Raw genomic sequence first — 23,819 nt, 5'->3', positions numbered from 1 at the left:
CCGACGGGCGGCCAGGAGGGTGGCCGGGCCGATGGCGGCCGGCGGGAGGGAGGTTGAGCGGACTGCAGGGTGGAGGCGGTCGCGGGTCAGTCGGGGGCCGGAGTGCGCACGGCCTGGATGACGGCCCAGGCGACGGAGACGAACGGCACGGCCACGACCGCGCCGACGAAGCCGAGCGCGATGGTGCCGAGGATGACGGAGACGGCGACCACGACCGGGTGCAGCCGCACCGCCCAGCTCATGATGAGCGGGTGCAGCAGATGGCCCTCGATCTGCCCGATGACGACGATGAGGGCCAGCACGATCAGCGCCGTCACCGGACCCTTGGCGGCCAGCGCGACCACGCTCGCGACGGCGAGCGCGAAAGGGGAGCCGATCAGCGGCACGAACGCCGCCAGGAACTCCAGTACCGCCAGCGGCACGGCGAAGGGGACGCCCAGCGCGAACAGCGCGATGCCGACCAGGATCGCGTTGGTCCCGGCCACGAGGATGATGCCGCGGATGTAGCCGGCGAAGGTGCGCCACGCCGCCCGTCCGGCCCGGTCCCAGCCCGCGCGCCCGCCCGCCGGCAGCTGGTCGCGGAACCACGCCCACATGCGTTCGCCCGAATGAACGAAGAACACCGAGCAGAACAGGCCGAGCGCCGCCACCGTCAGCGCCTCCACCACCTGCGTCGCGCCGCTCAGGGCGCTCTGGATGAGCGTGGTCCGGTGGGCCGAGATGAACGTGGTGACCTTGTGCTGCAGGTCCGTCAGCGCGGTCGGGCGCACGTGGAACGGCGCGCCCTCCAGCCACACCTCCAGGCGGTGGATGCCGGAGTCGAACTGCGTCGTCACATGCCCCGACTCGCCGGCCACCAGGAAGCCCGTCAGGGCGAAGCCCCCGGCGATCAGGACCACGCACAGCACGTAGGCGCAGATGACGGCCCAGATCCTGGGCATCACCCGGTGCAGACGGTCCGCCAGCGGACGCAGCAACGCCGCGATCACCAGCGCGAGGAAGATCGCGACGGCGACCGGCTGGAACCTCGCCAGCAGCCGGAACACCACGTACGCCGCCGTGCCGAGCACCAGCAGACGCCAGGCCCAGCCCGTGACCACCAGCAGGCTGCGCGGCACGTGCGGACCGGAGGTGACCCGGTCAAGGTCGACGACCCGCACCCGCCGCGCCCCGCGGGCGAGCCGGTCCAGGGCCGCGGGGAACTGCGGGGTGCCGCGGCGCCGGGGCGCCGGCCTCGGCGGTCGAGCCGTCCGGTGCGCCACTCGGTCTCCTCTCCCCTCCCCGTCCCCGGTCCCGGCGGCGGCTCAGAAGCGCTGGGCCTTGGCGACCATCGGGATCAGGGTCAGGTTGGCGTCCTTCGAGCTGAACGCGACCGGTGTGGCCTTCGCCCCGGGGGCGAGATGCTCGGTGCCGACCACGACGCTGTCGACCACGTGCCCCGAGGTGTCGGTCCAGTCGACCTGCACGGCGAATGAGGCGGTGGGACCGGTGTGGTTCGTGATGTTCACGATCGCGGCGTTGAGGCCGCCGGTCTGCGCCTTCGGCAGTCCGGTGAGGAAGACGTCCGCGGTCGCGTTCCCGCGCCCCGTGACGTTCTTCAGAGCCCCCTGGTAGGCGGCTTGCGTGCGGGCGGACTCGGCAGCGACGGAGGAGGCGAACGCGGAGGCCCGCGCCTCCATGGACGCCGAGGCGGACGCGGCGGAGGCCTGACCCGCCGAGGCGAGCGACTGGAGCGCCGAGGGTGCGTTCCCGGAGAAGTTCCCGGTGGCCGGCGGCTGGGTGGTCATGACGGTGCTGCCCGAGAAGTTGCCCGCGGCGGAGCTGGTGCAGGCGCTGAGTCCGAGCACGCCGAGCGCGAAGAGTGCCAGAGCGGCGGTGATGCCCGCGGTGTAGTGGAAGATGGGTCGCCTCGTGCTCGACATCTGTGGTCCTCTCCGACTCGGACTCGCCTGGGCGTCGCCTGCGTGGGTGTCCGCGGCCGGTCCGGCGACGGAGCGCCCTTCCGATTACACGTGCACACCTCCCGCCCCGCGACACCTGATGCTCCGTCCGGCATGGCCCGAACGGGTGACAAGGCGGCGGTGCGGCCGTTCGGGTGTCCTGCGGGAGTCCTGGGGCGAGCCGCCCCGGCGCCGCCTGCCGCCCGTCCGGGACGGGAAAGGGTGCGCGGAGGAAGCCGACGCCGGGGGCGGGGGCGGGGGTGCGCGGGTGAAGCCGACGCCGGGGCGGGGGTCGAGCCTGGCGGATCGGGGCGTGGGAGGGCTGGGGCCGGGGTATGGTGGAGTCCCAACACCGCATTTGCCGCCCATTGATGACGCTACGTCACTTATCGGACGCCTAGTGACGTCATCGTGTCGACTTCGTAAGCTCTGTCATATGCCCGACGCCCTTCCAGCCCCGGACGACCTCGTCCAGCTCCAACGTGAGTTGGATGCGGCGGACAATGCGCTCGCCGACTTCGCGCAGAGCAAGACCGCCGAGTACCGCGCGCGGTTCCCCGAGCCGCGGCAGGCACTCCAGCGGGCTCGGTGGACGGAGGAGGACATAGCGGAGTTCGGCAGGCTGCGGCAGGCGGTGCAGGACCTGCGCACCGCGGTGCGCCAGCACCCGACGACCGTCCGGGCCCACGCCGCGGGCTGCGCCAGGGAGACCGCGCAGGCGCGCAAGACCGCCGCGCGCAGGCGCGCGGACCGGGGCCAGGACCGAAGCCCGGACGGGAGCCCTGGCTGCTGACGCTCAGGCGGCCTTCAGCGTCGCCCAGACGACCTTGCCGTCGGTGGTGGCAGAGGGTTTCACGCCCCAGGACTCCGCGAGGGCCTGGACGATGAGCAGGCCCCGGCCGCTCTCCTCGTCGAGGTTCGGGGCATCGGGGGCCTCGCAGCACACACCGTGGTCGTCGTGGACCTCGATGCGCAGGCGGCCGTCGGGGGAGAGGGCGACGCCGCACAGGATTCTCGTGCTTGCCGTGTGCACCACGGCGTTGGTGGCCAGCTCGGACAGCAGCAGAGCCGCGTCGTCAAGCGTCCGCCTGGGCACGGACCAGGCATCCAGGTGTTCGGTGAGGCGGTGCCGCGCGATGCCGACGCTGGAGCGCTGAGCCGGGAGCTCCAGCCAGTGGGATCGTCGTAGGCCCGCCGTGGCTAAGTGCCGGGAGGGCAGGAGCTCGGTCGTCTGCTGTCGGTGAGCACTCACGGATCCGACTATGCTCGCCGCCCCGCGCACGGCGCAACCAACTCCCTGATAATTTCAGCGCGATGTCATCCTCCTGGTGTCATCAATGCCAAGTCTCTGTCAAAATCGGAACGCTGACGGATCGACGAGTCGACAGATCGTCGGGGAGGTGGAGCACGTGTCCGAGAACCGTTCGACGGCCGGCACGGGCGCGCCCACCGTGCTGCGCATGATCCTCGGCCGGCGGCTGCAGGAGCGGCGGGTGGCCGCGGGCGTCTCGCTCGAAGCAGCGGCCAAGGCCCTGCGTGTGACCCCATTGACCGTGCGCCGCCTGGAGAAAGCCGAGGTCGCCCTCAAACCCCTGTACGTGGAACGGCTGCTGGAGAAGTACGGCGCGGACGCGCAGGAGATCGAGGAGTTCATCGCGCTGGCCGAGCAGGCCAACGAGCCCGGCTGGTGGTACGCCTACCGTGACGTGCTGCCCGGCTGGTTCTCGGCCTACGTGAGCCTCGAGTCCGGGGCCGTCACGCTGCGCACCTACGAACCGCACTACGTCCCCGGCCTGGTGCAGACGCACGCCTACGCGCGGGCGGTCCTGCAGGGCGGCTTCCCCAACGACTCCGAGGAGGAGCTGGACCGGCGGGTGGACCTGCGGCTGCGGCGGCAGGGCCTGCTGGACGGCCCCGACGCGCCCACCCTGTGGGTGGTCATGGAGGAGGCCGTCCTCCATCGCGTCGTCGGCAGCGCCGACGTGATGCGCGACCAGATCGACGTGCTGCTCACGGCCATGGAACGCGACCACGTCAGCATCGACGTCGTCCCGTTCACCGCGGGCGCCCACGTGGGAGCGTGCGCGCCCTTCACCTACTTCCGCTTCCAGGAGCGGGAGCTGCCCGACGTCGTCTACAGCGAGATCCTGTCCGCCTCGGTCTACCTGGACCAGCGCGCGGACGTCGTCGCCCATCTCGAGGCGCACAACCGGATGGCGCTGCTGACCTCGTCCGCGCAGAGCAAGTCTCTGCTCAACCGCATGCGTAAGGAGTACTCATGACCACCACCGACAGTGCGGGCGCCGACAGAGCGGTCTACAACGGGATGCCGGCCCCCGAACTCGGCGAGCAGGGCTGGGAGAAGCCTTGGAGCGGCCCCAACGGCGGACAGTGTGTCGAGGCGAAGCGACTGGCCGACGGCCGCGTCGCGCTGCGGCAGTCCACCGACCCCGCCGGCCCCGCGTTGATCTACACCACCGAGGAGATCGGCGCGTTCATCCAGGGAGCCAAGGCGGGCCTCGCGGACCACCTGCTGGCCGGCTGAGACAGGCCCCAGGGCCCGGTCGGCGCGCACCACACCGACGTTCGAATCGAAGGGGAACCGATGAGCGACACCCGTCCCGCGAGGGGCCTCGACACCAACAGGCCGCATTCCGCCCGGATGTACGACTACTACCTGGGCGGCAAGGACCACTTCGAGGTCGACGCCCAGGCCGCGGAACGGGTCGTCGCGGTGTATCCCAGCATCTTCACCTGCGCCCGCGAGAACCGCGCGTTCATGCACCGCGCCACCCGCGTCCTCGCGCGCGAGCACGGCATCCGCCAGTGGCTGGACATCGGCACCGGGATCCCGACCGAGCCGAACCTGCACCAGGTCGCCCAGTCGGTCGCGCCGGCCGCGCGCGTGGTCTACGCCGACAACGACCCGCTGGTGCTCAAGTACGCCGAGCGCCTGATGCGCAGCACGTCCGAGGGGCGCACCACCTACATCGAGGCGGACGTCAACGACCCGGAGTCGCTGCTGGCCAGCCCCGAGCTGTCCGAGGTCCTCGACCTCGAACGGCCGGTCGCCCTGTCCCTGAACGCGCTGCTGCACTTCGTCCCGGACGCGCAGGATCCGCACCGCATCGTGCGGACCCTCCTCGGCGCGCTGCCCTCCGGCAGCGCGCTGGCGATCAGCCACTGCACCCCCGACTTCGACCCGGTCAGCTGGGAGAAGGTCGAGGACGTCTACAACGGCGCCGGCACTCCGGTCCAGTTCCGCGCGCGCGAGGAGGTCGCGGGCTTCTTCGAGGGCCTGGACCTGCTGGAGCCGGGAATCTCCGTCGGGCACCGCTGGCGCCCGGACGCCGCGTCGGCGGAGGAGCCCACCGACGCCGAGGTCAGCCTGTGGGTCGGGGTGGGCATCAAGCCCTGACCCCCACGCCGCCGGGGGCCGCCTCGCCCCTCCCGCTCGGGGAACGACATGCCTCAGCCTCAGATGACCCCTCCAGCCGGTGCGCCCACGGCGCGACCGCAGCCCCGACGCCGCCCCGAGGCGGCGCTGGGGCGGCACGGCCCTGATTCGGCAGGGCGGCCGTGGTGACCTCGATGCCCGCGCCGGGCGGGTGGCCCGATCCTTACGCCGAGGCGATGGCCGTCTGGCCGGAGCTGTGGCGCAGCCACCCCACACTCGTCTTCCCCTCGCGCCCGGACCACCCGCCCGCGACCGGCTGGCTCCCGGCGGAGGCGGCCTCCGGCCTGGAGGGCGCCCCCCGCTGGCAGGCGATCCTGAACGACCTCCACCTCGCCGTCACCGCGCCCGACGGCCGCCTCTGGTACAGCGGGCCGCTCCTGTCCACCCGCCCCTGGCGCCGCACGGCCCGCGCCCGCGGCGAACTCCTGCTCATCACGGGCCCGTTCACCCACCCCACCGACTTCCTCCCGGCCGCCCACGGCGGCCACCTGCTCTGCGCGATGGCGGACCTCTCGCTCCTGAACTGCTTCTGAGGCTGTTTCAGGCAAGCCGAGGGTCACAGGATGTGGATGCGCTCCAGCGCTCCGCTGTCGTTGTTCCTGATCATCAGGTCGTGCCCCTTCGCCCGCTCGCGCTCGACGAAGTCGAGCAGCAGCAGCGCCCGGTTGACGACATCGGACTTACTCACCTGGCCGCTCTCGGCCAGCTCGTTCACGGCCGTCACCGCAGGCGGGCACAGCGTCACGGAGAACCGCTCGCTGTTCGGGTGCGGGGGAAGCTCGGTCATGGCACGCCCTTCTCTCTTCTCGGTCGATCACATCTCGTCCTGCCTGCACCAGAGCTGCACGAATCTGGTGCGCATACGCACCGTTTATGCACCGACCGGCCAGCGGGCCACGGGCCGGTCGGGGGAGGGTACGGTGCGGATCGTGGACGTGGTTGGCGGGGGGCTTCGGCCATTGTTGTTTCTCGATGTCGACGGCCCGCTGATCCCCTTCGGCGGGCCCGCGCCGGGCTCCCCCGACCCACCTCGGCCCCGTCGCCGCCTTCGTCCTCGCTCTCGTCGCGTTGGTGCTGGGCGAGCGGGCGCTGCGCCGGTGCGCTGCGCGCGCCGCCGTCGGCCGGGTCGCCTGAGGCGCCGCGACCCCGGCGACAGTCCCGTGCGCATGTTGTGCCGGTTCCGTGCGCGCGTGTCGCGCCGCGCGGCGAGGCGGTCGCGCGCGGCGATGCTGGTGCGCGGGTTCGTGCTCACGGGCCCGGGTCCCGCCGGTTCCTCACCTCGGCGGGGCCTGCTCGGAGGCGCCCGCGGTTATCCCCCCGGCCGCGGGCAACGGGGTGCGGTGCTCCACGGAGCGGAGCACCGCACCCCGTTCTTCCGTGGCCGCCGCCCGGACCTCACCTGCCGTCAATAACCCCGGCGGCTGTTTGTTCCAGGCCTTCGGTGCCGGGCTTCTTCCGCATCACCGGCTCCCGCGCCCGGTGGGCCCCGGCCCCGCTGCGGCGGCTCAGCCGCCGCTGCGCCTCCGCGTCGGGCCACTGACGCTCCGACGGGAACACCTCCGGTGGGATGCGGCGTCCGCCGCATCGCATCATGCGTGCGGGCGGCCCTCCCGTCGTGGGCCATCGGGGTGGCGGTGGGAGTGTCCTGCGCGGGCTCGAGGGGGTGGGCACGGATGGTGAAGCATGACTCGTAAGCGAACCGCACTGCTGTGCGCCGCCGCGCTGCTGCTCTCCACGGCCCCGCTCCTGGCGGGGACCGCCGGCGCGGCCGACGCCTCCGCCGCCGGCGCGGGTCGCGGATCCGACTGCGCCGCCTCCGCGGACCCGGCACGTGGCCAGGCCCGCGTCGTGCAGGACGCCGTCCGGAAGGCCGGGCGCGACCTGAAGCTCCAGGCCGTGGTGGCCCGGGTGACCGAGAACGGCCGTGACGTGTGGACCGGAGCCCTGGGGACGTCGATGACCTCCGTCCCGGCCCGCCCCGACATGCGCTTCCGCGCGGGCTCCGTGGGCATCAGCTACATGGGCACGATCCTGCTGCAGCTCGCCGACGAGAAGCGGATCAGCCTCGACGACCCCATCTCACGCTGGCTGCCGGAGGTCCCGTACGCCCACCGGATCACGCTGCGGATGCTCGGCAGCACCACCTCCGGCTTCCAGGACTACGTCAAGAACCCCGCGTTCCAGGCCGCCCTGCTGGCGCACCCGTTCCAGCACTGGACGCCCGAGGAGGTCCTGCGCTACGCGAACCTGAGAACGCTGCTCTACAGGCCCGGCACCAACATCAGCTACTCGCACGCCAACTTCGTGCTGCTGGGCGAGGCGCTGCAGCGGATCACCCACACCCGGCTCGATCATCTGCTCGAACAGCGCATCTACCGCCCTCTCGGGCTGCGCGCGACGTCGAACGGCTACACCCCCGAGATCCCGACCCCGGTGCTGCACGCCTTCACCTCCGCGCGCGGGACGTACGAGGAGTCGACCTTCTGGAACCCCTCCTGGACCACCGCGCCGGGCGCGGTCATCACCCAGGATGTCTGCGACCTCGCCCGCTCGGGCGAGGGCATCGGATCGGGCCGGACGCTCACCCGCCAGGGCTACCGGACGCTGCTCAACCCCGGCACGATCGGGCTCGGCAAGAAGACGACGCGCTGCCCGCTCTGCTTCCCGCAGACCAGGGCCGCGCACTTCGGCATGTCCGTGATCGTGGTGAACGGCTGGATCATCCAGAACCCCTCCTTCCTCGGCTACGCCGCGATCATGGCCTACCTGCCCGCCCGCCACCTCACCATCGCCGTCTCGGCCACGGACACCCCCGCCACCCCGGCCACCGTCCCCAACCCCGCCACCAACGTCGCCGAGGCCATCTCCCAGCGCCTCGTCCCGTCCAACCCCCTGACGCTCGGCCCCTTCTGACGCCAGCCAGCAGGCAGACGAGAACGCCGCAGTGCGCGACGAGGTCCGAAGCTTGCGTCAGGGGCGGGTGGTCGGCTGAGGGTCGAGGGTCGGGGTGACGAGGCCGGTCTGGTAGGCCAGGACGACGGCCTGGACACGGTCGCGGAGCTGGAGTTTGGCGAGGATGCGGGCGACGTGGGTCTTGACGGTGGCTTCGGAGAGGTGCAGGTGGGCGGCGAGTTCGCTGTTGCTGAGGCCCTGGGCGATCAGGAGGAGGACCTCGGTCTCGCGCGGGGTGAGGGAGGAGAGACGGCTGTGCTGGCTGGCCCGGTCCGGGCCGCCGCCCGGGAGGGAGGCGTCGTCGCGCTGGGCGAAGCGGGAGATGAGGCGGCGGGTGATGGCCGGGGCGAGCAGCGCGTCGCCGGTCTGGACGGTGCGGACGGCGGTGACGAGGTGTTCGGGCCGGATGTCCTTGAGCAGGAAGCCGCTCGCGCCGGCGTTGAGGGCGGCGTAGACGTACTGGTCGAGGTCGAAGGTGGTCAGGATGATCACCCGTGGGACGTGTTCCCCGTCCGAAGCGAGGATCCGCCGGGTCGCTTCGAGGCCGTCCATCTCGGGCATGCGGACGTCCATCAGCACCACGTCCGGCAGGGTGCGGCGGACCGCCTGGACGGCGGCCGTGCCGGTGTCGGCCTCGGCGACGACCTCGATCCCCTGAGCGCCCAGGATCATCGTGAAGCCGGTGCGCACGAGTGCCTGGTCGTCGGCGATCACGACGCGCAGCGGGGTGGTCATGCGTCCTCCAGGGAGTCCAGCGGAATCAGCGCCTTCACGCGGTAGCCGCCGGTGAGTCGGGGGCCGGTCTGCAAGGTCCCACCGTAGAGGGCGACGCGTTCGCGCAGTCCGAGCAGGCCCCTGCCGCTGCCGGTGGCGGCGGCCGCGCCGGGGCGTCCCTCGGTGTTCGCCACGACGACCGACAACTCCTGTGTGCCGTAGTCGACCTGGACGAACGCGGTGGCTCCCGCTGCGTGCTTGACCATGTTGGTCAGGGCCTCCTGAACGACCCGATAGGCCGTCAGTTCCACGCCGGGCGACAGCGCCCGCCGCTCGCCGGTGACCGCGAGGTCGATCCGGATCCCGGTCAGCCGGATCCGGTCGGCCAGCGCCTCCAGGCCGTCCAGGCCGGGCTGTGGGGCGAGTTCGGCCTCGGAGGTGGTGACGCCGGAGCGAGCAGAGGCGGCAAAGCCACCGGAGCCCTCCGGCACGTCCGAGTCGCCCATGGTCAGCAGGCCCATCACGTGGCGCAGGTCGGTCATCGCGGCGCGGCCGCCGGACTCGATGGCGAGCAGCGCCTCCTTGGCAAGCTCGGGCTTCTGGTCGAGGACCATCCGCGCAGCGCCGGCCTGGATCACCATGACGCTGACGTTGTGGGTCACCACGTCGTGCAGTTCGCGGGCGATACGGGCGCGTTCGTGCTCGACGGCCTCGCGCAGCGCCTCGATCCGGTCCAGCTCCAGGGCCCGCACCCGGGCCCGGCTCTCCTCGGCCCGCCGCGCCCACAGCCGCTGCCCGAGCGCCGCGACCACGACCGGGAACAGCAACAGCGCGCCCACCACCCAGGTGGGGAAGTGGGGCAGCCGCGCTCGCGAGATCAGCAGGACCAGGACCGTGGCGGCGACGGGGGCTGCGGCCAGGGACAGCCGCCGGTGCGGGCTGTGCGCGACCGCGCTGTAGAGCGCGATGGCGCCGACCAAGGACACGGCGAACAGCACGTCAGGAAACGCGTGGCATGCCAGTAGAGTCAGGTCGCAGGCGAGTTGAAGCCACAGCGCGGCCAGTGGAGCCCGGCGGCGCCAGGCGGGCGCCCCGGCCGCGACCGCCGCCAGCAAGGTGACGGCCAGCGGGCTGGCCGGTCGGTTGGGCGTTTCGAGCGAGTAGCGGACCGCGACCAGGACGAAAGCCAGAGCGAGGCCTGTGTCCAGCAGTCGCTGACGGAGCGTCAGGCGGCGAAGCGGATCGGCGGACGGTAGGAGCAAGCCCCGAAGGCCCGTCCGACCTGCGGTTCCCGGCCTGCTGCTCACGCTCTCCCTCTCCCGACTACATCAAAAGGATGATCCCGCAGGCCGTCGTCCGTGAGGCGTACCGGATATGCCTCCCGGGGCCGAAGTGGCCGGTCACCGCCCGACCCTAGCGTTGTCGGCGTCGGGCAGGAGGGGTGAGAAGGGGAAATGACCATGACCGAGCCTGTGATCGAACTGGACGGAGTGCACCGCCGCTTCGTGGACGGACCGGCAGCGCTGTGCGACGTCTCGCTGACCGTGCGGGCGGGAGAGGCCGTGGCGATCCTCGGGCCTTCCGGCAGCGGCAAGTCCACCATGCTGAACCTGATCGCGGGCCTGGACCGGCCCGACGCCGGGACGGTGACCGTCGCCGGCGTCCGGGTGGACTCCCTGGGGGAGGCGGGTGCGGCACGCTACCGCCGTGCGAAGGTCGGCATGGTCTTCCAGTTCTTCAACCTGCTGGACGACCTGACCGTCCTCGACAACGTGGTGCTGCCCGCCGAGATGACAGGCGTCGGCCGCGGTGAGGCGCGCAGGCATGCGAGCGGACTGCTGGACGTCCTCGGCATCGCCCGGCACGCCCGCGCCTACCCCGGTCGGCTGTCCGGCGGCGAGCGCCAGCGTGTCGCGGTGGCACGCGCGCTGATGAACCGTCCGCCGCTGCTGCTGGCGGACGAGCCGACCGGCGCGCTGGACTCCGCCTCCGGCGAGGAGGTCAGGGCGCTGCTGCGGGAGCTGCACGCCGACGGCCAGACCGTCGTCGTGGTCACCCACGACGAGAGCCTTGCCGCGAGCTGCGCGACGCGCGTCGTGCGCCTTGCCGACGGCCGGATCGCCTCCGACACCCGCGTGGTTCCCGGCGCCGCGGCCGGAGTCGAGGGCGCCGGGGCGGTGGCCCGATGAGCGCGCTGGGCCGGGTCATCCGGGCGGGGGTCCGCCGTCGCCGGGTGCAGACCGCCGTCACCGGGCTGGCCGCGATGATGGCGGTCACCGCCTCGGTGCTGGGCGGCTCGCTGCTGGTCGCTTCCGACGCGCCGTTCGAGCACGCCTTCGTCCGACAGCACGGCGCGCACCTCGCGGCCCAGTTCGACTCCGCCGGGGCGAGCGCGGACCGGCTCGGCGCGACCGCCCACGCCGCGGGGGTCACCGCCGCCGCTGGCCCGTTCCGGACCGTCACAGCGGACCCGTCCGGCGGTCCGGGGCTGGACCTGCCGGCCGACGTGACCATGGACCCGATGAAGCTGGTCGGCCGCGGGGACGCGGGCGGCCCGGTCGACGACGTCACCTTGAGCGCGGGCCACTGGGTCTCGGGCCCCGGCCAGTTGGTCGTGTCGGCCGACTACTCCGGCCCCGAGCTCGGCCTGGGACAGAAGGTCGACTTCCCGAGCGCCTCCGGCGGCGTCACCGAGCTCGAGGTCGTCGGTGTCGCCCGCTCCGTCAGCCGTACCGCGGACGGCTGGGTCGAGCCGTCGGACGTCTCCGCTCTCACCGGTACGAAGGGCGCGGAGGCGGGGCTGCAGATGCTCTACCGCTTCGCCTCCGCGTCGACCACGGCGCAGCTCGCCGCCGACCGCGACGCGGTCGCCGCGCTCGCGCCGCCCGGCTCGCTGAGCGGCAGCCGCACCTGGCTCGACGTCAAGCGCACCAGCGACGACAGCACCGGGCTCTTCGTCCCGTTCCTGACCGCCTTCGGTCTGCTGGGCATCCTGATGTCCGTGCTGATCGTCGGCAACGTCGTGGCCGGGGCCGTCGGCTCGGGAGCCCGGCGTATCGGCATCCTGAAGGCCATCGGCTTCACCCCGGCCCAGGTCGTGCGGGCGTACACGGGCCAGGCGCTGATTCCCGCGGCGGTCGGGACGGCGCTCGGCGCCCTGCTCGGCAACCTGGCGGCCGGTCAGGTGCTGGCCGCCACCGAGCAGCTCTACGGCGCCGCCTCGCTCTCCGTCGCTCCCTCGGTCGACGTCGCGGTGATCGGCGGCACGCTGCTCATGGTGTCCGCGACCGCACTGGTCACCGCGTTGCGCGCCGGCCGGCTGCGCACCGTGGACGCGCTCGCCGTCGGCCGTACGCCGAAGACCGGACGCGGCCGTCGCGCCGCCCGGGTCGCGCGCTCGCTGCCGCTGCCCCGCCCGGTGACGCTCGGCCTCGCGCAGCCCTTCTCCCGTCCGGCGCGGGCCGTCGCGATGGTCACCGCGATCCTCTTCGGCGCGACCGCCGTCACCTTCGCCTTCGGCCTCGGCAGCTCCCTGCAGCGCATCCAGGACGCCAAGAGGAGCAACGCCGACGTCACCGTGCTCACCTCGGCCCCGCCGCGGTGGGGCGGCCCCGCCGCCCCGTCCGCCATCGGAGGCGAGGCGACCGGCACCGGCGCGAGCGGCGGTGCCCCCGCGGCGCGCGGCGGCGTCGACACCGCGGCCATGGCCCGGGCGATCGAGGCCACGCACGGCACCCGCGCCTGCTTCGGCGTGGCGCAGACCGAGGTCACCGCGGCCGGTACGACGGGCAGTGTCGACGTCACCGCCTTCCTCGGGGACGCCTCCTGGGCCGGCTACCAGATGGTCTCCGGCACCTGGTTCCGCCGGCCCGGCGAGGCGGTCGCGCCCACCCCGTTCCTGACCGCCACCGGGACCAGGGTCGGCGACACCGTCGTGATCACCGACCACGGCACGGCGGTCCCGGTGAAGATCACCGGCGAGGTCTTCGTCACCGAGAACCGGGGCATGGACCTGCTCACCGACGCCAGGACCCTGGCGGCCGCCGAGCCGCACCTGAAGGCCGCCTACTTCTCCGTCGCGCTCGCCTCCGGCATCGATCGCAGCGCCTACGTGCGCGCCCTCGACGCGGCGCTGCGGCCCACCGGCGCGATCGCGCAGGTCGGCGACGGCGGCGGGGCCAGCCAACTCCTGATCATGCTGGACGCCCTGACGGGGCTGCTCACCCTGATGCTCGTGGTCGTCGCGGGGCTCGGCGTGCTGAACGCGGTGGTGCTCGACACCCGCGAGCGGGTGCACGACCTCGGGGTGGTCAAGGCGCTCGGCATGACGCCGCGCCAGACCGTGTCGATGGTGGTCGCCCAGGTGGTCCTCATCGGCGCGGTCGGCGGAGCGCTGGGGGTGCCGCTCGGGGTGGCGCTCCAGCGGATCGTGGTCCCGGCGATGGGCGACAGCGCGGGCCTGCGCCTGCCGTCCGCGGTGCTGGACGTGTACCAGGCGCCCGCGCTGGTCCTGCTGGGCCTCGGCGGTCTGGTCATCGCGGTGCTGGGCGCGATGGGTCCGGCCGGCTGGGCCGCCCGGACCCGCACGGCGGTGGCGCTGCGCACCGAGTGAGGGCTGCCCACCGGGCGAGGTCCGCGCTGCGCGCGAGGGCCGCGTTCAGGGGCCGGCAGGCGGTTCGAAGCCGGCCAGCATCTGGGCCAGCGCCGCCTGGTCGGGGCCGACGAACGGGGAGAGCCCCGCCGCCGAGCTCAGCGTGTCGATCATCGGCCCGGTGATCCCGTCCGCGGCCGGCAGGTGCGTCGACAGGACGAGCTCGGGTGCGCGGTCCCGCAGCGGCTGGAAGGTGTCGGAGAAGCGCTTCGGGTCGACGTTCTCGACCCAGGGGCTGTCCACGCTCGCCCACATCAGCTGCGCGGCACGCAGGTCCTCGGCGGGCACCCCGCGGGCGTCCGTGCTCTCGGCGACGTCGGCGGTGGGCATCGGCGCGCCGAAGCAGTCCGAGCTGAAGCAGACACCGGTGAGATCGTCGAAGAAGCCGACCGTGGCGGGGTTGTCGAACAACGGCGGCCGGAACGCGGTCAGGGTCCGGTCGCCGACGTCGAGCGACTGCCCGGGGTTGAGCAGATGGATCCGGTCCAGCGGCAGCGGTGACTCGCAGGACATGATCCCGACCGCGATGAACGTCGTCACCAGCTTCGCCTCCGGGGCTGCCTCCAGGAGCGCCCGGATACCGCCGGTGTGGTCGCGGTCGGGGTGCGTGAGCCAGATCCAGCGCACGTCGGCCGGGTCGACCACTTCGGCGAGTGTCCGCAGGAAGTCGCGGTCCGGCAGGCCCAGACCGGTGTCGACGACGACGGGTTGACCCGCGTGGAGCACGAAGGCGTTGACGGGGATGTACCCGATCCCGGGCACCTCGAGGCTGTCGCCGAGGACGCTGACGTCGGGCCGGATCCGATGAACGGGCATGAGCGATCTCCCTCCTGGGACGGGGCCGCTCGCAACCGCCCTCCCATCGTAGGCGCGCCTCAGCCCGTCGGCTCGAAGACGGTGCGGCCGCCGCGGCCGGTGCCGACGTGCCGGCGGAGGTGCTGGCCGAGGAAGAAGGCGGCGCGGTCCAGTGCCTGGTCGGCCTCGTCCAGGACGCCGGCGAAGGCCTGGAACACGTGGGGGACGTCGGCGGTGACGTCCAGGACGACGTCGACGCCGGCCTCCCTCGCCCGGGTTGCCAGACGTGTGGAGTCGTCCAGGAGCATCTCGTTGGTGCCCGCCTGGAGCAGCGTCGGGGGCAGGCCGGTCAGGTCGGCGAGGGTGGCGGGACTGAGCAGCGGCTGGCGCGGGTCCTGGCCCGCGAGGTACATGGCTCCGGTGTGCTCCATGCCCTCGCGCGTGAAGAACGGATCGGCGCCCGCCCGGGTCTCCATGCTCGCGCCGGTCCGGGTCATGTCGAGCCCGGGCGAGAACGCGACGAGGGCGGCGGGCAGGGGCAGACCCGCGTCGCGGGCGGCGAGGCAGGTGGTGACGGTGAGGCCGCCGCCCGCGGAGTCCCCGGCGAAGGCGATCGCCGCGGGGTCCACGCCGCTGTCCAGCAGCGCGCGGTAGGCGCTCACCCCGTCCTCGACGGCGGCCGGGAACGGGTGCTCGGGGGCGAGCCGGTAGTCCAGCGAGAACGCCCTGAAGCCGGTGCGGGCCACCAGGTTCCCGGTCAGCGACATGGCCGTCTCCGGCGAGCCGACGACGTAGGAGCCGCCGTGGAAGTAGAGGATCGTCCCCGCGTGCGGAGCACCGTCCGGCTCCACCGGTTCGACCAGCACGGCGCGCCGGTCGCCGAGCGACGCCGCCCGGGTGCTGATCCCGGCCGGGACGATCATCCCGGCCATCAGCGCCTCGAACCCGGCGCGGAGTTCCGCCACCGACTTGGGGCCCACGGGGTGGGGCCGCCGGATCATCGCGTCGATCTCCGCGCGCTGTCGCCTGCTCATCGTCGCCTCCACGGCATGTGCATTCCCCAGAACTATATGCCCAGGAATTTATGTCAGACTATATGCCATGGCGTCCAAGTCAAGCGGTGCCGGGGTCGACCTCCCCGGCTTCTTCGCCGACCTCGTTCGCTGCGAGACGCGCCTCTACAACGCGCTGAACGACCGCCTGCGCGAGCGGCACGCGATCGTCACCTCGCAGTTCGAGTTCCTGCGCTACCTGCGCGACCACGCCGGCGCCCGAGTGGCTGACGTCGCCGCCGAGTTCGCCATCGGGATCGGCGCGACCAGCAAGGGAGTCGACCGTCTGGAGAAGCAGGGGTGGGTCGTGCGGCGCCCCAACCCGTCGGACCGCCGCTCGTCGCTGCTGGAGCTGACCGACGGCGGGCGGGAGCTCGTCGGGGCGGCTGAGGCGACCTTCGCGGAGACGCTGGCCGAGCTGACCGCGGGCGCCCTCGACGGCCCGTCCGGGCTTGCCGCGGTACGGGTCCTCTCGGAGCTGCGCTCCGCGCTCGAGCGGGGCCAGGTCGGCCTGCCCACGGGCTGACCGGGGGCTGGCTGCGCTCGAGCACGGAGCGCGGACGGGGGCGGCCCCGCTCAGGGGACGAGGATGATCTTGCCGCTGGCGGTGCCGGACTCTGCCAGGCGCAGCGCCTCGGCGGCCCGCGTGAGCGGGAGTTGGGCGCCGATGTCCGGGGTGACCCCGCCGCGGCGGACGGCGTCGAAGACCTCGGTGAGGTCGGCGCGGAGCCGGGCGCGGAAGCGGTCCTTGGCGAGCGCGCGACCGGCCCAGATGTTGTAGAAGGTCGCCCGCCGGCGGTTGGGCAGGGCGTTCCACATCCAGGTCCGGGCGAGGATCTTCAGCACGGGCCACTGCTTGGAGCCGGTGTCGTCGCGGGTGGAGGCGCTGCCGTAGGCGACGAGCGCGCCGCCGGGGGCGAGCAGGCGCCAGGAGTCGACGACGCTGCGGCCGCCGAGGTGGTCGAAGACGGCGCCCACGCCCCCGGGCGCCAGCCGCCGGACCTGGCCGGGGATGTCCTCGGTGCGGTAGTCGAGCGGAACCGCGCCGATGGCGCGCAGCCCGTCGTGGTGCCGGGGAGAGGCGGTGCCGATGACCCTCGCCCCGGCGGCGATCGCGAGCTGGGAGAGGACCGAGCCGACGCCGCCGCCGGCCCCGTGCACCAGGACCGTCTGACCGGACCGGACGCGCGCCTTGCGGTGCAGCATCTGCCAGGCGGTGACGCCGTTGACGACGACCGCCTCGGCCTCCGCAGGGGAGAGGCCGTCCGGGACCTCGACCGTGTCCCCGGCGTCGACCAGGACGTGGCTGGCCCAGCCGCCCACCTTGACCAGTGCGGCGAGCCGCCGCCCGGCCAGGCCGCGGTCGACGCCCGGGCCGGTGCGCAGGACGCGGCCCACCAGGTCGTAACCGGGCACGAAGGGGAACGGCGGCTGGTCGTAGTAGCGCCCGCGGCGCATCTGCTGCTCGGCGAAGGACACGCCGGTCGCCTCCGTGGCGATCAGGACCTGGCCCGGCCCCGGCTCCGGGACGGAGGCCTCGCGGATCTCGAGGCCCTCGGGCTCGACGATGCCCGGCAGGACGACCTGGACAAGCTGTTCGCGGCTCATGACGACTCCGATCGGTAGAGGTTCTTGCTTCCGTTATAGGTTCTAACTCATTGCGTCCGCAAGAGTCAAGAGCATCAGTGATACCCTCTAACGGAAAGGTGGTGGGGCTGTGGTCGAGTCGGATGCGGGGACGCCCAGGGAGCGGTATCGGGCCCAGGTGCAGGAGGAGATCAAGGCGCATGCCTGGGGGCAGATCCGGTCCGCCGGCGCGTCGGCGCTCTCGCTGAGCGCGATCGCCAAGCGGATGGGCCTGAGCGGCCCCGCGCTGTACCGCTACTTCGCCGGCCGGGACGAGCTGATCACCGCGCTCGTCCGGGACGCCTACCGGAGCCTGGCCGACGCCGTCCGCCTCCAGGCGGAGGCGGGCGCCGACCTCCCCGCGCTGGCGCGGGTGCTGCGGGGGTGGGCGCTCGCGGACCCGCAGCGCTACTTCCTCGTCTACGGCACGCCGGTGCCGGGGTACGAGGCCCCCGAGGACACCACGGCCATCGCCGCCGAGATCATGGCCGTCCTCCTGGACGCCGGCGCGGCCGCGGCCCCCGTCGCTTCGGCACCCTCCGCGCTGGAGGTCCATCTCGCGGAGCACCGCGCCTGGGACGGCGGGCATCCGGCCCCGCCGTCGGCGCTCCGCCTGGCGCTCGCCTTCTGGACCCGCCTGACGGGCGTGCTATCCCTCGAACTCGCGGGCCACTTCGCCGGGATGGGCTTCGACCCCGAGCAGCTCTACGAGGCCGAGGTCCGCGCCCTGACCGGGCGTTGACCGCGCGTCAGCGCGCGCGCCCGGCGGGCGATCGTCGGCATCGGCGCGGCAAGCCGCTCGTCGTCCTGTACGCGCCGGCATCGGCGCTGCGCCCGTCCCCGGCCTGGGCGGCGTCCCTGCGGCTGGTCCGTGCGCATGTCGCAGGCCGCGCGGGCTCGCAGCGGATGCGCGGGCGCGGGGGAAGGCGCACGATCGAGTCGTGACCGCGATCCTCGTGCTGCTGGAGCTGGAGCCCGCTACGGAGGTGGTGGACGCCGAGGTCGGCGAGGCCGACATCGGCGCCCGCGTGCGCGCGGTCCACGCCGCCGCAGCCGACCCCGAGGCGCCCGGCGACCCGCTCTCGCGCACCTTGTGCGGTCTCGACACGGACGGGCTGGAGCCCGAGCCCTACGTGCCCGCAGGCCCCGGCGCGCCCTGGTATCCGCCCGAGCACCGCAGTCGGCACTGTCTCGACTGCGACGCGGTGCTGCGCGCCGGCTGACCCGCTCGCACGCCCCCTCCTATGTCAACCAGGGTTGACAGGGCCTTCTCTGTCAACCTACATTGACAGGCATGAGCGAAACCAGGACGCTCGCGGACGCCGCGAGCAGCCGCGATCCGGCGGTCGGGCTGAAGGCCGTGCGCGCCCTGCGTGAGCTGGCCGAGCGGCTGGAGGACCTGCAGGTCGGCAACGCCCGCGCGCAGGGATGGACGTGGCAGATGATCGCCGACTGCCTCGGCGTCAGCCGCCAGGCGGTCCACAAGAAGCACGGCAGCGGCGGCCGTTTCGGCCGCAGGAAGGAAGACTGACGATGTTCGAGCGGTTCACCGCCGGTTGCAGGCGCGCTGTCGTCCTCGCCCAGGAGGAGGCGCGGATGCTGGAGAGCTCCACGACCGGCCCGGAACACCTCATGCTGGGCCTGCTCGGACTGCCGGACGACGCCGCCGTGGCGGTGCTCGTCGAGGGCGGACTCGACCTGCGGACCGCCCGCGACACGGTCCGCGGTCGGCGCGCGGCGCCCGGCCCCGAGCTGGACGCCGAGGCGCTGGACACCATCGGCATCGACCTCGACGCGGTGCGCGAGAAGGTGGAGGCGGTCTTCGGCGTCGGCGCCCTCAGTGGCGCCGGGGGCGCGGCCGGCCGCCGTCGGCGCGGCAGCGGAAGCCTGACCGGCGGGCACCTCCCGTTCACCCCCCAGGCCAAGAAGGCCCTGGAGCTCTCGCTGCGCGAGGCCCTCGCGCTGAAGAGCCGGGAGATCCTCCCCGGCCACCTCCTGCTCGGGCTGCTGCGCGTCGAGGACTCCCCGGCCACCCGACTCGTGCGGGCGCACGGCTTCGATCTCGCCGCGCTGTCCGAGCGCGTCCGCGCGACTCTCGTCTGAGGGTCGGTCAGCACGCCTCTGCACTACTCGAATCCGACGATCGGCGGTGTCCTGACCGCCGGGCGGAGGTACCGCCCCGCCCTCCGGTTCGGGGACCATCGAACCAGGACCCCGCCGTACCCCCGTGTGCGGGGTCTCAGCCCCGGCCGTCGTGCTCGGCCGGGGCACTTCTTTTCCGCCTGCGCTTTCGGCTAGAGCCCCAGCAGGCGCGTGAGTTCGGTGAGGGCGTGGCCGAGCGGGAGGTCGACGCGGTGGGCAGCGTGAGTGTCGCCGCGGGTGGCGCCCTGGTTGATGATGAGCACCGGGGTGCCGGTCTCGGCCGCGCGGCGGACGAAGCGCAGGCCGGAGAGGACCGTCAGCGAGGAGCCGAGGACGAGTACGGCGTCGGAGCCGTCCACCAGGCGGTAGCACTGGTCCACCCGAGGGCGCGGGACGTTCTCGCCGAAGAAGACGACGTCGGGCTTGAGCGTCCCGCCGCCGCAGGCGGCGCAGGGGACGGGACGGAAGGCGCGTACGAGGGCGTCAGGCAGGTCCGCGTCGCCGTCCGGGTTGATCCGCGTGGCGGTCGCCGCGAAGTCCGGGTTCGCCTCCCGCAGGCGGCGGTCGAGCTCCGCGCGCGCGGTGGTCTCGCGGCACCCGAGGCAGACGACGCGGTCGAGGCTGCCGTGCAGCTCGACGGTCTCGACGAGCTCGGCCGTCCCTGCGGCGCGGTGCAGGCCGTCCACATTCTGGGTGACCACGCCGGTGAGGTAGCCGTGCCGGGCCAGCGTGGTCACGGCGTGGTGGCCGGAGTTGGGGTGGGCGCCGGTCATCGCGCGCCAGCCCAGATGGCTACGCGCCCAGTAGCGGCGGCGGGCCTCGTCGCTCCCGACGAAGTCCTGGTAGGTCATCGGGGTGTGGCGGCGCAGCGTGCCGCCCTCCCCGCGGTAGTCGGGGATCCCGGACTCGGTGGACAGCCCGGCGCCGCTCAGGACCAGGACGCGGCCCTCGCCCACGACCGAGGCGACGGCCTCCACGCTGGTCGCCGCCGGGGCCTGCGGGGGGCCGGTGGGCGTCCAGGTCAGGGTTGGTCGCATCCGCATGCATGCAGAGTACGGCGATCCTCACCCGTCCGAGTGGTCGCCAGGCCCGCTCGATGTCGGGGCGGCCCGGGCGACGTCGTGGTGGACGTGTCAGCCGGGCGTCAGGCGGCCAGGGCCCCAGCGGTCGACCGAGGCCAGCAGCATCGCCACGTCGTCCAGGCGACTGGTCGCGGGCAGCGCGTCCGCGAGCAGCCGGTCGGCGAGCTGCTCCAGGGAGGACACGTCGGCGTGCGCCAACGCGGCGCGCAGCCGGTCGATGCCGTGGTCGATCGGGCCGTCCGGGCGTTCGACCAGGCCGTCCGTGTACAGGGCCAGCACCGAGCCGGGGGTGAGCACCACCTCCTCGACCGGGAAGGTGGCCCGCGGGTCCACGCCCAGCAGCACCCCGCCGCCCAGGTCGAGCACGTCGGTGCGGCCGTCGGGGTGACGCAGCAGCGGCGGCAGATGACCTGCGCGGACCCCCTGGGCCCGGCCCGAGACGGGGTCCAGCTCGACCAGGCAGCAGCTGGCCAGCAGCCCCGAGCCGAGGTCGGGCAGAAGCTGGTTGACGTGCTCCAGTACCTGCTCCAGCGGGTGCCCGCTGGCCACGAACGCGCGGACCGCGCTGCGCAGCTGTCCCATGACGCCGGCCGCCGCCACGCTGTGGCCCTCGACGTCGCCGATGACCAGGCAGAGCCCGCGGTCGGTGACGATCGCGTCGTACCAGTCGCCGCCGATCTCCATCCCGCGCGTGCCGGGCAGGTAGCGGGCGGCGATGCGCACCGCGTCCAGCCGGGGCAGGGCGTGGGGGAGCAGCGCCTGCTGCAGGCCCCGGGCGAGGGCGAACTCCGCGTCGTACAGCCGGGCGCGCTCCAGCGCCTGCGCGATCAGGCCCCCGAGGGCGGTCAGCACGCCGCGCTCCTCCGAGGTGAACGGGTGCGGCTCGTCGAAGCCGAGGATGCAGCTGCCGACCGGGTGCCCGGAGGCGATCAGCGGCAGGAACGCCCACGCGCACATCTGGTCCAGCGGGATGCCCGGGTAGGCCCCGGCGAGCTCGTCGACGGACGCGAAGAAGATCGGGGCGCCGCTGGTCAGCGTGTCCACCCCGGGGAGCCGCGCGCGCATGGGCGTGCCCTCGAACGGATCGAGGAAGCCCTCCGGATAGCCCACCTGGAGGGCCAGGTGCAGCCGGTTCTCCTTGACCACGTAGATCGCCAGCTCCTGGCCGCCGAACGCGGGCACGATCTGCTCGGCCACCGCCGCGCACACCTCACGGACCGACACCGCCTGCGCCAGGGCGCCGGCCAGCTGGAGCAGGTGGTAGATCGCGCCCGCGCCCCCGGGCCTGGCCGCCTCCCCGGTCTGGGCCACCGGCACCGCGCCGCCCTCAGCCGCCCGCAGGCCCTGGCCGCCCGAGGGAAGCGCCCCCGGCACGACCGTGCCGGTCATGCCCTGGGCGTCCGGTTGCAGGGTGAACGCCAGCCAGCGGTCCGGCGGGCGGCAGGCCAGGAAGGCGGTGGGCTGCCGGGAGATCGCCGCCGCCCGGTAGCGGTCCTCGTGCACCGGGTCGCCGAGCCAGGGGAGCATCTCCCACAGGGTCTTGCCCAGCAGCGTCTCCCGACGGACCCCCAGCATCAGCTCGGCGCCGAGGTTGGCGTACAGGACCCGGCCGTCGCCGTCGAGCGAGAAGACGCCCTGCCGCATCCGTTCGACCGTCTGGGCGGCAGCGGCGGTGGACCCGACGTCGAGCACCGCGCCGACCAAGTGCGGTCCGCGCACGCCGTGGGTGACCCCCTCGCGCACCCGCGCCCAGACCTGGACCGGCCGGACGTGCTGCGAGGCGTCCACGACCCGCAGGAGCAGCGGCGGGAACCGGCCCGTGCGGTAGGCGCGCCGCAGCGCGGCCCGGACCCTCGGCAGGTCGTCGGGGGCGATCGCGGCGGCGAGCGCCTCGGCCCGGCTGTCACGGGTTCCCGGGGCGAGGCCGAACAGCGAGCACAGTGCGTCGTCGAGGTCGAGCGCGCGGGTCTCGAGGTCCAGGTCGAACAGGCCCAGCCGGACGGCCTGGCCCGTCAGCCAGGGCAGCTCCACGACCGTGGTCCGGCCCTCGACGGTCCCGCCGTCGGCGAGCAGCTTGGAGAGCTCCCCGCCGAGCCGCCGCGCCGTCTGCCGCAGGTGCCGGCGCGCCGTCGCGGGCACGCCCTGGTCGGTGGCCGGCCACAGCGCGCACAGCACACCGAAGACCTCCTCGCCGTCCATCACCGGGGTGTAGGCGGACGCGAAGGCGTAGGGCAGGCCCATCAGCAGCTGCGGGAAGCGGCGCATGGTCTCCTCGGGCCCCGCCAGGTGCACGGTGCGCCGGGACCGGAAGGCCAGCGCCCCCGGCAGCGCGCCTTTGACCGAGACCCTGCGGAACGGCTCCAGCGTGGCGACGGGCACGCCCACGACGGTGCTCAGCACCAGCGAGCGGCGGTCGCGCGAGCGCAGGTAGACCATGGCGCCGTAGGCGCCGGTGCCCCGCACCGTGCGTTCCACCGCGTCGGCCAGCAGGTCGTCGCAGTGGCGGTCGGCGGCCGACGTGGGTCCACCGGCTCCGCCGCCGCGACGGCCGGTCCCGGCCGCCCCTCCCGGATCATCGGGCACATCCTGGCGCACCCCTTCTCTGTACGCTCGGCCTCCTGGTGTGTCAAGGCGAAACCGCAGGTGGCGGCCCCGCACGTGCACGCGGGGAGCACGTGCGGGCGGGGCCGCCGAGGGGGAGGCGGGAGGTGCGGCGGTCCGGGCCCCGGGGCGGCCCGGACCGTGAGCCGATCAGCGTCCGCGGCGGCGTTCGGATTGCGGTGCCGCCTGGAGGCGGGTCAGCACCTCGTCGGCGATCTCCTCCGCTCCGCCCACCGCGTCGACCGAGAGCAGCAGGTCGGCGTAGTAGGCCAGCAGCGGGGCGGTGTCACGGCGGTACACGTGCTGACGGTTGCGGACGACGTCCTCGGTGTCGTCCGGACGCCCGCGGGCGAGCAGCCGGCCGACCAGGACGTCCTCGGGCGCGGTGAACTCGACGACGGCGTCGAGCTTCACCGCGGACTCGTCCAGGAGCAGGGCGAGTCCGTCGGCCTGAGGGACCGTCCGCGGGAAGCCGTCCAGGATGAACCCGTGCCGGGCGTCGGGCTCGTCGAGGCGCAGCCGCACCATGCCGACGGTGACCGCGTCCGGCACCAGCTCACCTGCGTCCAGGTAGCGCTCCGCCTCCCGCCCGAGCGGCGTGCCCAGGTCGCGGTGCCGACGGAAGAGGTCGCCGGTGGAGATGTGGGGGACGCCCAAGGCGGAGCTCAGCATGGCTGCCTGGGTGCCCTTGCCCGCTCCGGGCGGGCCGATGAGGACGAGTCGCATCTGACGTCGGGGGCCTTTCGTGGCGGAGGATGGCATCTGATCGTCCATCTGTTCCCGGCGCCAGGGTGCGGTATACCCGAT

Annotated in this window: 25 protein-coding genes and 1 pseudogene; 14 read left to right on the top strand and 12 right to left on the bottom strand. The window is 73.5% G+C overall.

Annotation, left to right across the window (positions count from 1 at the left end; all coding sequences use genetic code 11):
• Positions 1-86 precede the first annotated feature (86 nt).
• Positions 87-1,262 (bottom strand): AI-2E family transporter, encoded by a 1,176-nt coding sequence (locus TR48_RS12245; protein ID WP_236652112.1) that lies wholly within the window; start codon positions 1,260-1,262, stop codon positions 87-89.
• 42 nt (positions 1,263-1,304) lie between these two features.
• Positions 1,305-1,922, bottom strand: a complete 618-nt coding sequence (locus tag TR48_RS12240; protein ID WP_042366100.1) for a hypothetical protein — start codon at positions 1,920-1,922, stop codon at positions 1,305-1,307.
• Between the two features lie 454 nt (positions 1,923-2,376).
• On the opposite strand from TR48_RS12240, the gene TR48_RS12235 reads away from it, so the two are divergent.
• Positions 2,377-2,733 (top strand): DUF8825 domain-containing protein, encoded by a 357-nt coding sequence (locus tag TR48_RS12235; RefSeq protein ID WP_042366099.1) that lies wholly within the window; start codon positions 2,377-2,379, stop codon positions 2,731-2,733.
• 3 nt (positions 2,734-2,736) lie between these two features.
• Here the strand turns inward: TR48_RS12235 and TR48_RS12230 are convergent, their stop codons facing one another.
• Positions 2,737-3,192, bottom strand: a complete 456-nt coding sequence (locus tag TR48_RS12230) for an ATP-binding protein (protein WP_084729282.1) — start codon at positions 3,190-3,192, stop codon at positions 2,737-2,739.
• 157 nt (positions 3,193-3,349) lie between these two features.
• Between TR48_RS12230 and TR48_RS12225 the strand changes: the two genes are divergently transcribed.
• The 4 genes from TR48_RS12225 (at position 3,350) to TR48_RS12210 (ending at position 5,930) form a co-directional block, all read left to right on the top strand.
• A complete protein-coding gene (locus TR48_RS12225) occupies positions 3,350-4,222 on the top strand; it encodes a Sco1979 family transcriptional regulator (protein ID WP_042366146.1) in 873 nt (290 codons plus the stop codon).
• Entirely contained in the window at positions 4,219-4,485 is a 267-nt protein-coding gene (locus TR48_RS12220; RefSeq protein ID WP_042366098.1) for a DUF397 domain-containing protein, read from the top strand. The genes TR48_RS12225 and TR48_RS12220 overlap by 4 nt, the downstream gene beginning before the upstream one ends.
• A 60-nt stretch (positions 4,486-4,545) precedes the next feature.
• A complete protein-coding gene (locus TR48_RS12215; RefSeq protein WP_042366097.1) occupies positions 4,546-5,358 on the top strand; it encodes an SAM-dependent methyltransferase in 813 nt (270 codons plus the stop codon).
• Between the two features lie 164 nt (positions 5,359-5,522).
• Positions 5,523-5,930 carry a hypothetical protein gene (locus TR48_RS12210; RefSeq protein ID WP_152627931.1) on the top strand — a complete coding sequence of 136 codons (408 nt, stop codon included), beginning with the start codon at positions 5,523-5,525 and terminating at the stop codon, positions 5,928-5,930.
• Positions 5,931-5,953: 23 nt separating this feature from the next.
• Here the strand turns inward: TR48_RS12210 and TR48_RS12205 are convergent, their stop codons facing one another.
• Positions 5,954-6,184: a hypothetical protein gene (locus TR48_RS12205; protein ID WP_042366095.1), complete on the bottom strand. Its 231-nt coding sequence runs from the start codon at positions 6,182-6,184 to the stop codon at positions 5,954-5,956.
• A 148-nt stretch (positions 6,185-6,332) separates the two neighbouring features.
• Between TR48_RS12205 and TR48_RS46975 the strand changes: the two are divergent.
• Together TR48_RS46975 and TR48_RS12200 are read left to right on the top strand one after the other, a co-directional pair.
• Positions 6,333-6,434 (top strand): annotated as a pseudogene (locus TR48_RS46975) (HAD domain-containing protein); the annotation flags it as partial.
• A gap of 646 nt (positions 6,435-7,080) precedes the next feature.
• Positions 7,081-8,310 (top strand): serine hydrolase domain-containing protein, encoded by a 1,230-nt coding sequence (locus TR48_RS12200; protein ID WP_152627929.1) that lies wholly within the window; start codon positions 7,081-7,083, stop codon positions 8,308-8,310.
• A gap of 57 nt (positions 8,311-8,367) precedes the next feature.
• On the opposite strand, the gene TR48_RS12195 is transcribed toward TR48_RS12200, so the two are convergent.
• Both TR48_RS12195 and TR48_RS12190 read right to left on the bottom strand, forming a co-directional pair.
• Positions 8,368-9,084 (bottom strand): response regulator, encoded by a 717-nt coding sequence (locus tag TR48_RS12195; RefSeq protein ID WP_042366094.1) that lies wholly within the window; start codon positions 9,082-9,084, stop codon positions 8,368-8,370.
• The gene (locus TR48_RS12190; RefSeq protein WP_042366093.1) at positions 9,081-10,325 is read right to left on the bottom strand and encodes a sensor histidine kinase; all 1,245 of its coding nucleotides are present in this window, start codon (positions 10,323-10,325) and stop codon (positions 9,081-9,083) included. Before TR48_RS12190 ends, TR48_RS12195 begins: the two co-directional genes overlap by 4 nt.
• Before the next feature lie 198 nt (positions 10,326-10,523).
• On the opposite strand from TR48_RS12190, the gene TR48_RS12185 reads away from it, so the two are divergent.
• Positions 10,524-11,252 (top strand): ABC transporter ATP-binding protein, encoded by a 729-nt coding sequence (locus tag TR48_RS12185; RefSeq protein WP_042366144.1) that lies wholly within the window; start codon positions 10,524-10,526, stop codon positions 11,250-11,252.
• Entirely contained in the window at positions 11,249-13,675 is a 2,427-nt protein-coding gene (locus TR48_RS12180; RefSeq protein ID WP_084729272.1) for an ABC transporter permease, read from the top strand. The genes TR48_RS12185 and TR48_RS12180 overlap by 4 nt, the downstream gene beginning before the upstream one ends.
• A gap of 45 nt (positions 13,676-13,720) precedes the next feature.
• On the opposite strand, the gene TR48_RS12175 is transcribed toward TR48_RS12180, so the two are convergent.
• Positions 13,721-14,530: an MBL fold metallo-hydrolase gene (locus tag TR48_RS12175; RefSeq protein ID WP_042366092.1), complete on the bottom strand. Its 810-nt coding sequence runs from the start codon at positions 14,528-14,530 to the stop codon at positions 13,721-13,723.
• Positions 14,531-14,589: 59 nt separating this feature from the next.
• The gene (locus TR48_RS12170; protein WP_042366091.1) at positions 14,590-15,543 is read right to left on the bottom strand and encodes an alpha/beta hydrolase; all 954 of its coding nucleotides are present in this window, start codon (positions 15,541-15,543) and stop codon (positions 14,590-14,592) included.
• Between the two features lie 67 nt (positions 15,544-15,610).
• On the opposite strand from TR48_RS12170, the gene TR48_RS12165 reads away from it, so the two are divergent.
• Positions 15,611-16,087, top strand: a complete 477-nt coding sequence (locus TR48_RS12165) for a MarR family winged helix-turn-helix transcriptional regulator (RefSeq protein WP_042366090.1) — start codon at positions 15,611-15,613, stop codon at positions 16,085-16,087.
• Between the two features lie 50 nt (positions 16,088-16,137).
• Here TR48_RS12165 and TR48_RS12160 read toward each other — a convergent pair whose 3' ends face one another.
• Entirely contained in the window at positions 16,138-17,169 is a 1,032-nt protein-coding gene (locus TR48_RS12160) for a medium chain dehydrogenase/reductase family protein (protein ID WP_042366089.1), read from the bottom strand.
• Positions 17,170-17,278: 109 nt separating this feature from the next.
• Between TR48_RS12160 and TR48_RS12155 the strand changes: the two genes are divergently transcribed.
• The 4 genes from TR48_RS12155 to TR48_RS46800 all read left to right on the top strand — a co-directional run bounded on the left by TR48_RS12155 (position 17,279) and on the right by TR48_RS46800 (position 19,290).
• Complete coding sequence (locus TR48_RS12155; protein ID WP_042366088.1) at positions 17,279-17,929, top strand: TetR/AcrR family transcriptional regulator; 651 nt, start codon at positions 17,279-17,281, stop codon at positions 17,927-17,929.
• 199 nt (positions 17,930-18,128) lie between these two features.
• Positions 18,129-18,410: a hypothetical protein gene (locus TR48_RS12150; protein ID WP_052442606.1), complete on the top strand. Its 282-nt coding sequence runs from the start codon at positions 18,129-18,131 to the stop codon at positions 18,408-18,410.
• A gap of 71 nt (positions 18,411-18,481) precedes the next feature.
• Positions 18,482-18,718 (top strand): hypothetical protein, encoded by a 237-nt coding sequence (locus TR48_RS12145; RefSeq protein WP_042366087.1) that lies wholly within the window; start codon positions 18,482-18,484, stop codon positions 18,716-18,718.
• A gap of 2 nt (positions 18,719-18,720) precedes the next feature.
• Complete coding sequence (locus tag TR48_RS46800; protein WP_042366086.1) at positions 18,721-19,290, top strand: Clp protease N-terminal domain-containing protein; 570 nt, start codon at positions 18,721-18,723, stop codon at positions 19,288-19,290.
• Positions 19,291-19,481: 191 nt separating this feature from the next.
• On the opposite strand, the gene TR48_RS12135 is transcribed toward TR48_RS46800, so the two are convergent.
• The 3 genes from TR48_RS12135 to TR48_RS12125 form a co-directional block, all read right to left on the bottom strand.
• On the bottom strand, positions 19,482-20,372 hold the full coding sequence (locus tag TR48_RS12135; RefSeq protein ID WP_042366085.1) for an NAD-dependent protein deacetylase: 891 nt from the start codon (positions 20,370-20,372) through the stop codon (positions 19,482-19,484).
• Between the two features lie 90 nt (positions 20,373-20,462).
• On the bottom strand, positions 20,463-22,994 hold the full coding sequence (locus TR48_RS12130; protein ID WP_042366084.1) for a SpoIIE family protein phosphatase: 2,532 nt from the start codon (positions 22,992-22,994) through the stop codon (positions 20,463-20,465).
• A 168-nt stretch (positions 22,995-23,162) separates the two neighbouring features.
• Positions 23,163-23,738 (bottom strand): adenylate kinase, encoded by a 576-nt coding sequence (locus tag TR48_RS12125; RefSeq protein WP_042366083.1) that lies wholly within the window; start codon positions 23,736-23,738, stop codon positions 23,163-23,165.
• Between the last annotated feature and the right edge of the window lie 81 nt (positions 23,739-23,819).

Source organism: Streptacidiphilus neutrinimicus (assembly GCF_000787815.1).
GTDB lineage: Bacteria > Actinomycetota > Actinomycetes > Streptomycetales > Streptomycetaceae > Streptacidiphilus > Streptacidiphilus neutrinimicus.
This window is presented reverse-complemented; position numbering and strand designations above follow the sequence as displayed.